Below are 14,741 nucleotides of genomic sequence, written 5' to 3'. Positions count from 1 at the left end.
AGCGTTACTCCTGACCCCGGTTACGGGGTCTCCTTGCCTTTCAGTCCGATCGCGAACCGGTCGATGTAGGCGTTGGGCTGGGCCGGATCAAAGGCCACGCCGTCGATCAGTTTGCCCTGGTGCGGGCGGGCAAAATTGTCCTGGCTGAAGTCCGGGAAGGCGTCCGCCGGCAGGGTGCCGTCCTCGATCAGCGAGCGGGCGGCCTGCTCATACAGGTCGGCCCGGTAGACCTTGCGGGCGGTGTCCAGGTACCACTGGTCCGGCTTGTACTCGGGAATCTGCCCCCAGCGGCGCATCTGTGTGAGGTACCAGATGGCGTCCGATGGGTAGGGGTAGGTGGCGAAATACCGGAAGAACACGTTGAAATCCGGCACCGGGCGCACGTCGCCTTTTTCGTACTCGAAGGTGCCGGTCATGGAGTTGGCGATGACTTTCTCATCCGCGCCGACGTAGTTGGGCCGGGCCAGCATCTTGACCGCCGCTGCCCGGTTGGCGTTGTTGTGCTCGTCCAGCCAGTAAGCGGCGCGGATCAATGCCCGCAGCAGGTGCAGATGGGTGTTCGGGTAGGTCTTTGCCCAGTCTTCGGTGACCCCGAACACCTTTTCCGGGTTGTTGGGCCAGATCTCGTAATCGGTGATCACCGGCACGCCGATGCCCTTGAACACCGCCTGCTGGTTCCAGGGTTCCCCCACGCAATAGCCCTGGATGGTGCCGGCTTCCAGGGTGGCGGGCATCTGCGGCGGAGGCGTCACCGACAGTTGCACGTCGGCCTTCAGAGTGCCGCTGGTGTCGCCCCGCTGGGGCGCGTAGTAGCCCGGGTTGAGGCCGCCGGCGGCCAGCCAGTAGCGCAGTTCGTAGTTGTGGGTGGACACGGGAAACACCATGCCCATTTTGAACAGCTTGCCGGCGTTGCGCTCCGCCTCGACCACCGGCTTGAGGGCGGCGGCGCTGATGGGGTGAACGGGGCGGCCGTTTTCCATGGTGAGCTGGGGCTTCATGCCCTGCCAGACGTCGTCCGAGACGGTGATGCCGTTGCCGTTCAGGTCCATGCTGAACGCGGTGATGATGTTGGCCTGGGTGCCGTAGCCAATGGTGGCCCCCAGGGGCTGGCCGGCCAGCATGTGGGCGCCGTCCAGTTCACCGGTAATCACCCGGTCCAACAGCACCTTCCAGTTGGCCTGGGCCTCCAGTTCCACGAACAGGCCTTCGTCCATGAAGTAGCCGTTCTCCCAGGCCACCGCCAGCGGGGCCATGTCCGTGAGCTTTATAAAGCCGAGCTTGAGGTCGGGTTTCTCCGGCGGGCCGATCTCGGCCTGTGCCGCCGGAGCGATCAGGGTGGCCAGCGCCAGGGCGGTGACGGTGGTGAGGGTGAATCGCCGGCTCGCGACGGCAATCCGGTGACATGCAGAGCGTGCGTTCATAACCTGCCTCGTCCGTTGGCCAGGCAAAAAAAAGCCTGCGCTCCGTCTCCGGAACGCAGGCGCCGATGCCTGAGGTAATGATGTGAGAGAAAATCCGGCGCGGTTCGCACAGCGATGCGCCTGATCTGATCGCAGCACCTCCCGTGCCAGCTTGGAAAAGTCGTTGTGTTTCGGGCATCTGGCGATTGATCCTTGCCGATGGTGGCGCTGGCTGGCGAGCCTTCACTGGGACGGGATGGTGCGAAAAGAGGCGCCGTGCACCAGCGTGGCCCGTTCCCCGGGCGGACTGACCGTGGTCCGCCCGCGAATGTCGGGAGCGGCGGCCGCTGGGGAACTGGCCCCGGAATTGCAGCCTTTTGTTGCAGCTATTCATTCATCACGACAGGTCGGCAATGCAGCCCGCCGGAGCCCGAGCGCCTTCAATGCTCGTGGTTCCGGCGGGCTGTTTGCGTTCAGGCCGGGAGGGACGCCATGAACTCAGGGATCGCATCATCGGGGGAGACTCATCGCCGGGGCGCTCGCGCCGGGCAGCCGGTTCGATCCACCTGCCCATACTGTGGCGTGGGCTGCGGTATTCAGGTGCGAACCGCGGCGGCTGGCCCCGAGATTGCCGGCGATCCGTCGCATCCGGCGAATCAGGGCCGGCTGTGTGTCAAGGGGGCTGCGCTGGGCCAGACGCTGGTGCCGGAGGGCCGCCTGCTGACCCCCAGGGTGGACGGCGAGGACGTGCCCTGGCCGACGGCCATTGCGGCCGTGGCCGACCGGCTGCGGCAAGCGCGGGCTCAGCATGGGCCGGGCTCGGTGGCCTTCTACCTGTCCGGTCAGTTGCTCACCGAGGACTACTACGTGGCCAACAAGCTGGCCAAGGGGTTCCTGGGCACGCCCCATGTGGATACCAACTCCCGTCTGTGTATGTCGTCGGCAGTGGCCGCCCATAAGCGGGCTTTCGGCGAGGACGTGGTGCCCGGCTGCTATGAGGACGTGGAGCTGGCGGACCTGGTGGTGCTGGCGGGCAGCAACGCCGCCTGGGCGCACCCGGTGCTGTTCCAGCGCATGCAGGGGTCCGCCCGCACCGGGCGAAAAGTCGTGCTGATTGATCCCCGCCGCACGGCCACCGCCGACCTGGCGGACCTGCACCTGCCGCTGCGACCGGGCACGGATACCTGCCTGTTCAACGGCCTGCTGGTGTGGCTGGCGGATCACGGCGCGCTGGACACGGACTACCTGGCGAACCATTGCAGCGGGTTGGACGACGCCCTGGCGTGCGCGCGGGCGGACGCACCCTCGCTGGCGGCGGTGGCCCGCACCTGCGACCTGCCGGAGGACGACCTGCGCCGGTTCTACACCTGGTTTGCGCGGACGCCGCGGACGGTCACGGCGTTTTCCCAGGGCATCAACCAGTCCGTGGCCGGCACCGACAAAGGCAACGCCATTATCAACGTGCATCTGGCCACCGGTCGCGTCGGCCGTCCCGGCGCCGGCCCGCTGTCCCTGACCGGGCAACCGAACGCCATGGGTGGTCGGGAAGTGGGCGGGCTGGCCAACACCCTGGCCGCGCACCTGGACTACGACACCCCCGGCGCGCGGGACGCCGTCGCCCGGTTCTGGGGCAGCCCGGGACTGGCGGACGGGCCGGGTCTGAAAGCCGTGGACCTGTTCGAGGCGGTGCAGCGGGGCGACATCCAGGTGCTCTGGATCGCCGGCACCAACCCGGCGGTGAGCCTGCCGGACAGCGATCGGGTACGCGACGCCCTGCGCCGTTGCCCGACGGTGATCGTGTCCGACTGCGTGGCGAACACCGATACCAGCGCGCTGGCGGACATTCAGCTGCCGGCCGCCGCCTGGGGCGAGAAGGACGGCACCGTCACCAATTCGGAGCGGTGCCTGTCGCGCCAGCGCGGCTTTCTGCCACTGCCCGGCGAGGCCCGGCCGGATTGGTGGATGTTTCAGGCGGTGGCGCAGGCACTCGGGCATGGGGCGGCGTTCCGCTTCGCCGACAGTGCGGCCGTGTTCCGGGAGCACGCGGCCCTGACCGGTGTGGCCGCGCAACTTGGGCGGGCCCTGGATCTCTCGGCCCTGGCCGATCTCTCCGGGGCGGACTACCAGCGCCTGTCCCCGATTCGCTGGCCCGTTCGGCGTAACCCCAGCGGCGTGGCCGGCACCGACAGGCTGTTCGGGGACGGCCATTTTGCCACCCCGGATGGCCGGGCCCGTCTGGTGCCCGTCCGGGTTCGCGACGCCCTGCCCGAGCCTGCGGTGGCCGCTGCCGGAGAGACGGTACTGACGGTCAACACCGGCCGCTATCGGGACCAGTGGCACACCATGACCCGCACCGGCCTGGCGCCGTCGCTGCTGGCCCATCGGGGCCAGCCGATGATTGACATGCACCCGGAGGATGCCCGCCGGACGGGCCTGACGGACGGCGCCCTGGCGGTGCTGCGCCGGCCCGACGCCCGGCCCGGTGGCCGGAACCCGTCCGAGGCCGCGCAGGTGGTCGCGCCCGTGCGGATCACCACAGCCCAGCGGCCCGGCGAGGTGTTTGTGCCCATCCACTGGAGCCGCCGGTTTTCCGGGTCCGCGCTGGCCAGCGAGCTGATGACCCGATTGACCGATCCGGTGTCCGGACAGCCCGACAGCAAGCGTGGTCTGGCCCGGGTGGCACCGCTGGCCACCGACTGGCAGGCGCGGCTGCTTCGGCACCGGGAGGCCGGACCCTGGCAGGCCGGGCAATGGCCAGCGAATAACGGGGTGCTGGCGTACCACTGCCGTCAGCCACTGGCCCACAGCGATTCCTGGTGGCTGGCGGGCCGTGGCACGCCGGACTGGGCGGAACTGGCGGGGGAATTGCTGGGCGGTACGCCGCAGCTGGTGCTGAGTGACACCGCGGCTGGCCGTTTCCGGGCGGTCCGGATGGCGGGCCCGTCGGTGGTGGCGGTTCTGCTGGTGGAGCCGCCGGCCGGCTTACTGCCGGAGACCGCCTGGCTGGATGGCTGCCTGGGCGGCGAAGCCCTGGCCGACGAGCAGCGGCGCTGGCTACTGGCGGGCGCAGCGCCGGACGGCCCGGACCCGGGCCCGGTGGTCTGCAGCTGTCACCAGGTGGGTCGGAATGAGATTCTGGCGGCGATGGACGAGGGCTGCGACACCGTCCAGTCGCTCGGCGCCCGGCTCCGATGCGGCACCCAGTGCGGCTCGTGCCTGCCGGAGCTGCGGGCGCTGCTGGCCGGGGAGGCCGAGACGGCCGGCTGAGTCCCGGTTACTCGTGCACGTCCATAAATCGGCGGGCCCATTCCACGTTGTCATCCAGGGTGGAATAGCGGGTGGACAGATCGGAGGCGTTGAGGGTGCTTTCCGGCTTGCCGCGCTGTTCCCGCAGGCAGTCGTAGGTGGCCTTGATGGCGGCGAAATAGGCGGCGTGGCCGTTCACCACAATGCGCACGCCGTTGGCCGCCAGCCGCTGCCGGTCCGCCAGTTCCGGGTTGTCGTAGGACACCAGCATCAGCGGCACGTGCAGGTGCTGGCTGATGGTCTCCAGGTGCTCGAAATCCCGGATGCCGACCATGCAGATGCCGTCCGCGCCGACGGCCTCATAGGCTTTCACCCGCTCGATGGTGTCGGCGACACTCAGCTCGCCGGCGTGGGTGCGGGCGAAGATCGCCATGGCCGGATCAATGCGGGCTTCCAGGGCTGCCTCGATCTTGCCGACGGCTTCCTCCGTGGACACCAGATCGGTGGACTTGTGGCCGTACTTGGCCGGTAGCAGGGTGTCCTCGATGGTCAGGGCCGCGACACCCGCCCGCTCCAGTTCGGTCACCGTGCGCATCACGTTCAGGGCGTTGCCGTAGCCGTGATCGGCGTCGGCGATGATGGGCAGCCGGGCCACCCGGCCGATGCGGGTGGCCTGCTCGGTGAACTCACTCAGGGTGATCAGGGCAAAATCCGGCGCGGCCAACACCTGCAACGACACCACCGAGCCGCCCAGGATGCCCACCTCGAAACCCAGGTCCGCGGCAATGCGGGCGGACATCGGGTCAAAGGTGGACGCGGTGTAGTAGCACCGGTCACTGGCGAGCAGGGCGCGAAAGTCTTTGCGAAGGTCGTGTTGGGACGGTGTTGCCATTCGGGGTCTCCTGCCGGGTGGGTCTGGCGTGGCTGCACTTAGCGCACGCACACAATCCCTACAGCATAGCGCCTGAACCGGTAACCCGCAGCCCGACCAAGGGGGCAGGCGGCCTCAGGACAAGTCCGGATGGTCAGGCGGCGTTCGGGCGGTTTCCGTTCAGGCCGTTTCTGTTCAGGCCGTTTCCAGGGTGCGCAGCAGGATCATCGGTACCCGGTAGCGGGCGCCGGGGGTCGGATGGGTGGTGCGCACCGTGCAGGTCTTGCGGTTGACGCGCTCCACCTGGCCCCGGTGGCGCCTTGGGCCCTCGCCGAACACCACCGGATCCCCCACCGACCACCGGGCCCGGAGCGCCGTGGGGCTGGGCGCGTCGAACTCGGTATCCGGCAGGTGCACGCCGGCGGTGTCCGCGCCGGCCCGAAGGTGGTGACGCACCGCCTCCGCCGCGCCGCTGGCGTGCAGGTTGTCCAGGTGCTGGTAGAAAGCCCGGTTGTGCACCGAGCGGTAGCGTCGTTCACCGGCGCTGTACTGGAGAAGATGGGCAAATTCGTGGCAGCAGGTGTGGGCCAGCAGGTTCAGGGTGCTCATTACCCCGTCAAAGTAACCCCGTCCCCGAATCTCCCGGGCCGACAGCCATCCCACCGCCTGCGCCGGCTGCTGCTTGGCCGCCACCATCCGTTGGCCGTAGGTAATCCGATGCACCCGGGCGGACGGATCAAACCGGTGGTAGGTGGCGGCTCCGGAACCAACGCGGACCTGCAGGCCGTTGCTCCGCACCGTGTCCGGCGCCCGCGCCCAGAGCAGATCGCGGGTGGCGTCGCACATGAGGTGGGCCAGATGGCGGGCATCGGTGTTGGCCGGAGGCATCGACGGCATCCTGTGAGCAGAGGCAATCGCCATGGTTTTTTGGGAGGGTGGCACTCGCGTTCTTCGCCCACAGCGGGTGAGAGCTTACGGTGACAGGAAAAGGGTAACGTCGGTGACGAGGAATTGCTATGGCGGGAGGGGTGGGTCTTGCCGGAAAAGCACCGGGAGGCGACGCCTCCCGGCCACGGCTTATGCCTCGACCGGCGAACGCCAGTCGTCAGCGCCGGAGGTGCCAGCTACGGCGTGCTCCCAGGTGACCTTGCGGTAGGACAGGGACACGGTGACCAGCTGGGTGAAGTCCGCGTTACCGGAGTCCTGGCAGTGGGGCATATTGCAGTTGATGTCGATGATGGTGGCGTCTTCCAGCAGCGTGGAGAAGAAATGCTCCTGCTTGCCTTCAACGGAGGTGCGGTACCACTTGAGTTCGACCTTGGGCAGCATTTCGCCGGACGCCAGCGCGTTGTACATCAGCGGCGTGGCTTTGTTCAGCGCGGAGGTAAACTTGAAGGGCTTGTGGACGCGCTGGCCGGAGGGCTGGCCGGACTGCGGGTCGGTGGGCACGGTGACGACGTGGCTGAATTCCTGCACCAGGATTTCGTCTTCGTGGCCTTCCACGTAGATGTTGCCGACGGAATCGGAGGTGAAGGCGCCGGCGGTGATGTTGCCCTGGGTCTGGCCTTCGATGCTGATATAACAGGGAGTTGGCATTGTCTGCTCCTTGACGTTGATGGTAGAGAATCCTGACACCGGCGGTTGCCGATGGCGCAGACCTCTAATCAAGTGCCGTGCCAGCCTGACATTTCCCCGTTAAAACAGTCATCTATCGAATTCCGTGCGATCGCCGAACCTGTCCCGGGCAACAACCCGCCTGGGGATCGGGCGAGGAATGGCTGGCCGGGCAAAACGTTGCCCGGCGGGTTACCGGCCGAGGGCAAGGCTGGCGAGCAGCGCCAGCAGCAGCGCGGCGGACACCCCCTGCCAGAACACCACCGGGTGGCGGGCCATCAGCGGTGGCCGGTGGCGCCGGTGCCAGTCCGGGTCCGGCTGGTGCAGGCCCTGGACGAATTCCGACAACGCCGGATAGCGCTTGTGGGGCTCGGGGTGCACGGCCCGGGCGAGGGCGTCGTCCAGCCAGGGCGGCAGGTCCGGTCGCCGGTCCCGGGCGGGCCGGTAGTGCAGCCGGCGCAGATCGCTGCGCTGGCGGATGCCGGGCACGTCGGTATCGTAGGGCAGCGCCCCGGTCAGCATCTGGTAGGTCATCACCCCCAGGGAGAACTGGTCTGAGCGCCAGTCACCCGGCTCCCCCAGCAGGATTTCTGGCGCGCAGTACAGGGCGGCGCCCCGGGGTACGGCATCCTCGTTCTGGGCGTCAAAGGCGGGCAGACCGGCCACCCGGGTGGCGCCGAAATCGATCAGCTGCGCGGTGCCGGCGGCGTCCAGGCGGACGTTGTCGGGGCGCATATCCAGATGTGCCATTTCCAGCCGGTGAAACGCTCGCAAGCCCTTGACCACCTGTGCCACCAAGGCTCTCACCTCGGCCAGGGCCGGCTTCGGGCGGTCCAGCATCCACTGGCGCAGGGACTCGCCGGCGACGTAATGGGTGGCCAGGTACAGGCAACTGCGGGCCCGCTCCGGCGCAAACGGGCGCACCACGTGGGGGCTGTGGAGGCGCTGGCCGATCCAGGCCTCGGCGGCGAACCGGGCCAGGTAGGCGGGGTCGTCCCGCTGCTCCCGGGACGGCAGTTTCAGCGCAACCCGGCTGTCGGTGGCCTCGTCCACCGCCAAGAGCACCTGGCTGCGGCTGCTGGCGTGCAGGGTGTCCAGAATCCGGTAGCCGTCGAGGCGCTGGCCGGGCGCGAGTTCCGGCGGCAACGGCAGTGCCTCCAGCGCCTGCTCCAGTTCGTTGGCCGCCTGGGTATCCGGCAGGTCGCTTACCTCAAGCACTTGCACCGTCAGGTTGTCGTCGCTGCAGGCGGCCAGGGCCTGGTCCACCAGTGCCCGGGCGGTCGCGTCCAGATCATCGCCGCTGGTCAGCGTGTGGCGCAGGGCCGCATCGTCCAGGAACTCGTAGACGCCGTCGGTGGCCAGCAGGAAGCGGTCCCCCACCGTCACCGGCACGCTGTGATAATCCAGTTCAATCCGGTGCTCCAGGCCCATGGCCCGGGTCAGGCAGCTTTCGGTGCGGGACAGCCACAGCCGGTGGTCGTCGGTGAGGCATTCCAGCCGGTCCCCCCGCAGGCGATACACCCGGGTATCGCCGGCGTGGAACACGTGGGCGGTGGTGGAGTGCAGGATCAGTACCGCCAGGGTGCAGACGTAGCCCCGGTCGAGGTCGTAGCGGTACTGGCTTTGCCGGGTCTGGGCGTGCAGCCACGCGTTGGTGGCGGACAGCACCCGGTGGGCGGCGTGTTTCACCGACCAGGTATCCGGCGTGCTGTAGTAATCGTTGAGAAAGCCGGTGACTGCGGCTTCCGCGGCCACCTGGCTGACGTTGCTGGAACTGATGCCGTCGGCAAGTGCCACGGCAACGCCCCGGGTGGCCAGGGCGCGATCATCGGGGGTCCAGAGGCCGTGGAAATCCTGGTTGGTGGCTTTCCGGCCCCGGTCGGAGCACTGGCCGGCGCGAACCCGCAGCCGGCCGGTGCCAGGCCCGCCGTCAGCCGCCATGGCTGCCGGACAGGGCCGCGTCGCCGACCACGGCCGGGCGCGGACGCTTGGGCGCGGTGCGCACATGGGTGGTGTACAGGGTCAGGCCGGTGAAGGCCAGGCCACCCACCAGGTTGCCCAGGGCGGTGGGGATTTCGTTCCAGATGAAGTAGTCGGCGATGGAGAAGTTGCCGCCCATGATCATCGCGGAGGGGAACAGGAACATGTTCACCACGGAGTGCTCAAAGCCCATGAAGAAGAACAGCATGATCGGCATCCACATGGCCAGGATCTTGCCCGTCACGTTGGTGGAGATCATCGCGCCGACCACGCCCATGGACACCATCCAGTTGCACAGCATGCCGCGGATGAAAATGGTGAACCAGCCGGCCGCGCCGTATTCCGCGTAGCCCAGGGTACGGGCCTCGCCGATGCCGGCAATCTTGGTGCCGATGGGACCCGGATCGGTGCTGAAGCCGTAGGTGAAGATGAACGCCATCATGAACGCCACGGTCAGGGCACCGCCGAAGTTGCCCAGGAATACCCAGCCCCAGTTACGCAGGATGGACGCCGGCGTGACGCCGGGGCGTTTGTCGAGCAGGGCCAGGGGCGTGAGCATGAACACGCCGGTGAGCAGGTCAAAGCCCATCAGGTAGAGCATGCAGAAGCCAATGGGGAAGAGCACGGCGCCAATCAGGAAGACGCCGGTCTGAACCGCCACGGTTACCGCGAACACCGCGGCGAGGGCGAGAATGGCGCCGGCCATGTAGGCGCGGATGAGGGTGTCCCGGGTGGACATGTAAATCTTGGATTCGCCGGCGTCGACCATTTTGGTGACGAACTCGGAAGGCGCAATGTATGACATGGTGATTTCCTCGATTCCTGCCTTGGCACCGGTGCCACACTGGCAAGCCTGTGCCCCAAAAAAAACGGCGCTGACGGCTTCGGGGCCCAGACCCTCGAATGCCGCACAGACGCCGTTGTCCAAATGCAAATGTCACGCTGTACAGGGCCGCCATTGGCCCTGTTACTGGGACATTTGCAGGCGCCGTGCCAAGTACAGACCTGGTGGCAGAAACTCTCTGTAAAACGGTGAGTTACTCAAGTTTTCGCCGGGGCAGGCGGTCGCCACGGGCGATGCGAGACTGCACCGTGTCAGTGCGCGGCCACGGCACCAGTGCCCGTGGGAGGGGCACGGGCAGCCGGCTTACCGCAGCCGGAAGCGCACCGGCAGGGCGAAACGGAAGCGGTCGCCGGCCATGCTGTCCGGCACCGGCGGCAGGGGGGCGGCCTTGGCCAGCATGGCCAGCGCGGCCTGGTCGAGCCGGTCGTGGCCGGAACTGTCCGAGAGCCGGTGGTCGATCAGGGTGCCGTCCCGGGTAAAGCTGAACTGGACCACCGCCGTGCCTTCCTGCCCCAGCCGGCGAGCGCGGCGGGGATACTGATAGAAGCGGCTCAGATGGCGGGTCAGGCGGCTGAGGTAATCGTCGGTGCGCTCGGACGCACCGGCGTTGAGGGTGACGGCCGCATCGCCCCCGTCACCGCTTTGGATGGAGGGCGCCGGTTTCTCCTGGGCCTCGGGCGCCTCTGCCCTGGGCGTCGGCGCGGTGGCCGGGGCAGGCGCCGGCCGAGTGTGTTTCCGGGGTTCCGGTTGCTCGGGGGAGGGTTTAGCCGGTTGGGGTTCGGGCTGTTCCGGTGCGGGGCTCGTCGTCGCAGGCTCGGGTGCGGCCGCTTCGGAGCGCGATTGCTCCGGGGTGGCGGACGTTGCAGTGACAGGCCCGGCCAGGCGAAGGCGCAGGGCCGGGGACTCGCTTAAGACGCTGACGGCCCCTGGCTGTGGCAGCGTGTCCGGGGTCAGGCTGGCCGCCAGCAGGGCCGTCAGGGTAATGGCCGTCGGCAGTAGCCAGAGGGTGGGCCAGCGGCCGATGGGCCGGTGCCGAGAGACTGGCGGGCTTGCTTGAGCCGGTCGGTGGCGTCGGGCCAGGGGCGTCATTCCGCCGGCTCCGTCAGCAACATCACGTCCTGGTAACCCAGGTGTTCCAGCTCTGCCAGCAGGGGTTCGAGCTGCGTCATGGCCAGTTGGCCGGCGGCGGCAATTCGCAGCGGCTCGTCCGCCGCCGGGGCCGGCAGCGATCCGGGAAGTGCATCCGCTGTCAGCGTCTCGCCGTTTACCCGGAAGTGCCCGCTTTCGGTAATGACCAGATCGGCACGCACCGGTGCCCGGTCGCCCCCGTTCGGTCCTGCCGGCAACCCGGGCAATGGCTCATCGGACAGATGCCCGGCCATCAGGAAGAACATCAGCAGCAGGAACACCAGATTGATCAGCGGCAGCAGGGCCTCCTCCAGGCGATCCTGAAGGGATGTGCCGCGTTCGGGGGCTGGCAGCAGTGGCGTCATGGCGTGGCCGGCGCCCTCCTCTGCCAGTGGGCGCGGATGTGGGCGCTGTCCAGTTGGCTCAGGGCCCCGGTGAGGTGGGTCAGTCTGGCCTCGGGTGCCGTAGCCAGATTGACCTCGGTTATGCCAGCGTTTCGCAGGCGGGCGGCGATGGCGTTGGGGTCGCCGGTTGTGCCCTGCCAGCGCAGCTGGCCGTCCGCTTCAACGGTGACGGTGGGCACGGGGTCGCCGGGCGCGCGGGCGGTGGCGGTCTGGTTGTCCAGCGCGAGGGTGGACACCGGCAGCAAACGGGTGGTCAGCATAAAGAAGACCAGCAGGATGAAGACAACATCAATCAGCGGCGTCAGCCGGATCGGCAATGGCCGCCGGGGTGGCTGGTCAACCAGTTGCATGGGCCACCCGGGCGCGCTGATCGGAAGGCGTTCGCCCGGCCCGGGCCCCGTTATCCTCGTGCGCCATGGACGCCGGATTGCCGGTATGGGGTGTCTCATGCGCGGCAGCGGAGGGCTGCGGCGCGCGCCGCATTGGCTCGGCGCCGGCGCTGAGCACGGTGATCAGCGTGTCGTTCAGAGTCTGGCGCAACCGGCGCAGCCGAAAGTCCACCCAGGCGGCGAGCGCGGCGGCCGGAATAGCCACCACCAGGCCGGCGGCCGTGGTCGATAACGCCGTGTAGATGCCGCCGCTGAGCTGGCTGGCGTCGGCCCGGCCGGTGCTGGCGGCCATGGTGCTGAAGGCGTCCATCATGCCAAGCACGGTGCCCAGAAGCCCCAGCAGCGGCGATAGGGCAGCGGTGAGTTCGATGATGCGCAGGGGCGCCTCGAACGGTTTGAGGGCCTGTTCCGCCTGGCTGCCCAGCGTTTCCCGGAGGGTGGCCGAGTCGATGCCGGCCTGGCAAGCCGCCATCGCCTGGCGGACCAGGCTGACCATCGGATTCCTGCGCTGGAGACGATGCGGGGCGAGCGGCAGCGCGTCGATGTCGAGCGTGCCGCGGCTGTGGGTCCAGTCGGCCAGGGCGCGGCGGAGCGGGCGGGTCTGCCGGGGTGCGTAAAGGACGCCGCCGAGCATCAGGTAGATAAACGCTGCCATGCACACCAAGGCCAGCGCGACTAGAGCCAGCATGACCGGGCCGCCCATGTTGAGCAGCGCACTGAGGGGATGGTCTGGGGTCAGGGAAAACATCGCGGTCACCGTTATCAAATGCGGACTGTAATAGTAACGATTATCAATAACATCAACAAGGGCCGCCGTCGTCAACCCGGTGGATTTTGCTAGACTCAGCGGCATGGAGGGAGTAGCGCAGTGATCATCAAAACCTGGCTGGCCAGCCTGGTAAATCGAGCCGTGGCGCTGGTTGTGGCGGCCGTGCTGCTGACCGCCCTGGCGCTCACGGTCGCCAACATGTGGCTCAGCCAGGGTGAGCTGGGGCAGCAGTCCCAGGATCAGTTGGCGACCTTGAGCCGGTTGGTGGCCAATGAGCTGGACGACCGGCTGCGCCGCCGCCTGGACGTCCTTAGCCATGTGGCCAGCAGCCTCAGCATGCCCGCCGGCGCGCTGCGGCAGAACGCCCGAACCCTGCTCCGGCAGCAGGTTGCCCTGAGCCACCTGTTCGATGGCTTGTATCTCGTGGGGGACGACGGAGAGCTGCTGGCCGCGTCACCGGAGTACAGCGGTCTCGTTGGAACCAACGTCTCCTATCGGCCCTATTTCCGAGAGGTTTCACGCCAGCCGACGCCGGTGGTCAGCGCCCCGTTCCTGTCGGCGCAGCGCCAGCGGCCCACCATCATGGTGGCGGCACCCCTGTTTGACGCCCGCCAGCGGTTTATCGGGATGATCGGCGGCACCATTGTACTGTCCGGGGATAACCTGATCCGGGACATCGCCGGGGTGCACCTCGGCCAGAGCGGCTACCTCGAGGTGGTCACGCGGGCCGGTATCCGGGTGATGAACGGCACGGGTGACGCGCCCCTGGGCCGTGTGGATACCGGTAACGCCTTGATAAGAGAGGCCATGGCCGGCTTTGAGGGCACTCGCAATGGCCGCAGCGAAAACGGCGAACCGAGCCTGCTGTCGGTGCAGCAGATGGCCCAGGTGCCCTGGTTTGTTATGGGCGTATGGCCGACCCGGGAGGCGCTGGCCCCCCTCTCCCGCATCGGAGACGCGTTTGTCTGGCTGCTGCTGGCGGTGGTGGCGGTGATGATTCCCCTGTCCCTGTGGGCGTTCGGCCGGCTGTTGTCACCCCTGCGGCGGCTCGGGCGGCAAATCCGGGACCTGCACGAAGGGCGCCGGCAAACCGCGGTGGACATCGCCGGTGGTACCGAAATCCGGCTGGTGGCGGACCTGTTCAACCGCCTGATCGCGGAGCGTGCAGAGGTGTTCGAGCGCCTGCGCCAGGAACAGGAAATGGCCGAGGGCATTCTCGGCGCCCTGCAGGAAGGGGTCCTGCTGGTGGATGTGGACGGTGGCATCCGCTACGCCAACGATGCCGCCTGCCGTTTCCTGGGCAGCGAGGTGGATTGCCGCAGCGGGGACTTTTTCACCAAGATCGAAGTGAAGACCGACGCCGGTACCTGGAGCCGCGACGCGTTCCTGGCCTCGGACGAACTCGACAGCGTGTACTGCACCGTCCGCAACTGGGCCGGTGAGACCTACGACATTGATCTGACCATGCTGCACCTGCGACGGGGCACCCCCGACGAGCGCATGGTGTTTGTGCTTCGGGACGACAGCGACCGGCGCCGCGCCGAAGAACGGCTGTCCTGGGAGGCTACCCACGACGCCCTGACCCAGCTGGCCAACCGCCGCGCGTTCACCGCGGCCCTGGTGAAAGCGCTGGGCGAAGCCGGCGGGCAGCCGGTGCCGACGGTGCTGATGATGATTGATCTCGACCACTTCAAGCCGGTGAACGACCTGGGCGGGCACCTGCTCGGTGATGACTTGCTGCGGCGCCTGGCGGACCGGTTCCGGGAGGCGGTTCGCAGTTCGGACGTGGTGGCCCGCCTGGGCGGCGACGAATTCGGCATTCTGCTGCCCGCCTGCGGCCTCGCCCGTGCCGAACAGCTGGCGGAACGGTTGCGGGCGGATGTCGAAGCACTGGTGCTGGAACAGGACGGCCGCCGTTTCAGCGTGACCGCCTCCATTGGCGTCACCGATGTGCGGGCGACCGATGCGGAACCCCGGGCGGTGGTCGCCCGGGCCGACGAAGCGGCCTACGCCGCCAAGGCTGGCGGCCGCAACCGGGTGGTGGTGTCATCCCCCGCGATGCCGATGGCGTAATCCGGTGCGGCCCGGCCCCGATT

Annotated in this window: 12 protein-coding genes; 2 read left to right on the top strand and 10 right to left on the bottom strand. The window is 68.1% G+C overall.

Annotated elements, in window-relative coordinates; translation table 11 throughout:
* Positions 1-20: 20 nt before the first annotated feature.
* Positions 21-1,421: a CmpA/NrtA family ABC transporter substrate-binding protein gene (locus V3388_RS11395; protein ID WP_336367674.1), complete on the bottom strand. Its 1,401-nt coding sequence runs from the start codon at positions 1,419-1,421 to the stop codon at positions 21-23.
* Positions 1,422-1,892: 471 nt separating this feature from the next.
* On the opposite strand from V3388_RS11395, the gene V3388_RS11390 reads away from it, so the two are divergent.
* Positions 1,893-4,667: a nitrate reductase gene (locus V3388_RS11390; protein ID WP_336367673.1), complete on the top strand. Its 2,775-nt coding sequence runs from the start codon at positions 1,893-1,895 to the stop codon at positions 4,665-4,667.
* 7 nt (positions 4,668-4,674) lie between these two features.
* On the opposite strand, the gene V3388_RS11385 is transcribed toward V3388_RS11390, so the two are convergent.
* The 9 genes from V3388_RS11385 to V3388_RS11345 all read right to left on the bottom strand — a co-directional run bounded on the left by V3388_RS11385 (position 4,675) and on the right by V3388_RS11345 (position 12,624).
* On the bottom strand, positions 4,675-5,538 hold the full coding sequence (locus V3388_RS11385) for an isocitrate lyase/PEP mutase family protein (protein ID WP_336367672.1): 864 nt from the start codon (positions 5,536-5,538) through the stop codon (positions 4,675-4,677).
* A gap of 174 nt (positions 5,539-5,712) precedes the next feature.
* Positions 5,713-6,405: a hypothetical protein gene (locus V3388_RS11380; protein WP_336367671.1), complete on the bottom strand. Its 693-nt coding sequence runs from the start codon at positions 6,403-6,405 to the stop codon at positions 5,713-5,715.
* Positions 6,406-6,594: 189 nt separating this feature from the next.
* Complete coding sequence (locus tag V3388_RS11375) at positions 6,595-7,113, bottom strand: Hcp family type VI secretion system effector (protein WP_336367670.1); 519 nt, start codon at positions 7,111-7,113, stop codon at positions 6,595-6,597.
* A gap of 210 nt (positions 7,114-7,323) precedes the next feature.
* Entirely contained in the window at positions 7,324-9,072 is a 1,749-nt protein-coding gene (locus V3388_RS11370) for a bifunctional protein-serine/threonine kinase/phosphatase (protein ID WP_336367669.1), read from the bottom strand.
* A complete protein-coding gene (locus V3388_RS11365) occupies positions 9,062-9,916 on the bottom strand; it encodes a formate/nitrite transporter family protein (RefSeq protein ID WP_336367668.1) in 855 nt (284 codons plus the stop codon). Before V3388_RS11365 ends, V3388_RS11370 begins: the two co-directional genes overlap by 11 nt.
* A gap of 342 nt (positions 9,917-10,258) precedes the next feature.
* Positions 10,259-11,044, bottom strand: a complete 786-nt coding sequence (locus V3388_RS11360; protein ID WP_336367667.1) for an energy transducer TonB — start codon at positions 11,042-11,044, stop codon at positions 10,259-10,261.
* Positions 11,041-11,448 carry a biopolymer transporter ExbD gene (locus V3388_RS11355; protein WP_336367666.1) on the bottom strand — a complete coding sequence of 136 codons (408 nt, stop codon included), beginning with the start codon at positions 11,446-11,448 and terminating at the stop codon, positions 11,041-11,043. Before V3388_RS11355 ends, V3388_RS11360 begins: the two co-directional genes overlap by 4 nt.
* Positions 11,445-11,837 (bottom strand): ExbD/TolR family protein, encoded by a 393-nt coding sequence (locus V3388_RS11350; protein ID WP_336367665.1) that lies wholly within the window; start codon positions 11,835-11,837, stop codon positions 11,445-11,447. The genes V3388_RS11355 and V3388_RS11350 overlap by 4 nt, the downstream gene beginning before the upstream one ends.
* Positions 11,824-12,624 (bottom strand): MotA/TolQ/ExbB proton channel family protein, encoded by an 801-nt coding sequence (locus V3388_RS11345; protein ID WP_336367664.1) that lies wholly within the window; start codon positions 12,622-12,624, stop codon positions 11,824-11,826. Before V3388_RS11345 ends, V3388_RS11350 begins: the two co-directional genes overlap by 14 nt.
* A gap of 120 nt (positions 12,625-12,744) precedes the next feature.
* Between V3388_RS11345 and V3388_RS11340 the strand changes: the two genes are divergently transcribed.
* On the top strand, positions 12,745-14,718 hold the full coding sequence (locus V3388_RS11340; RefSeq protein WP_336367663.1) for a sensor domain-containing diguanylate cyclase: 1,974 nt from the start codon (positions 12,745-12,747) through the stop codon (positions 14,716-14,718).
* The last annotated feature ends 23 nt before the right edge of the window (positions 14,719-14,741 follow it).

The sequence above is a fragment of the Marinobacter sp. C2H3 genome, from assembly GCF_037080155.1.
Classification (GTDB): domain Bacteria; phylum Pseudomonadota; class Gammaproteobacteria; order Pseudomonadales; family Oleiphilaceae; genus Marinobacter.
Note: the sequence above shows the minus strand (reverse complement) of the source record. Positions and strands in the feature narration are given on the sequence as shown.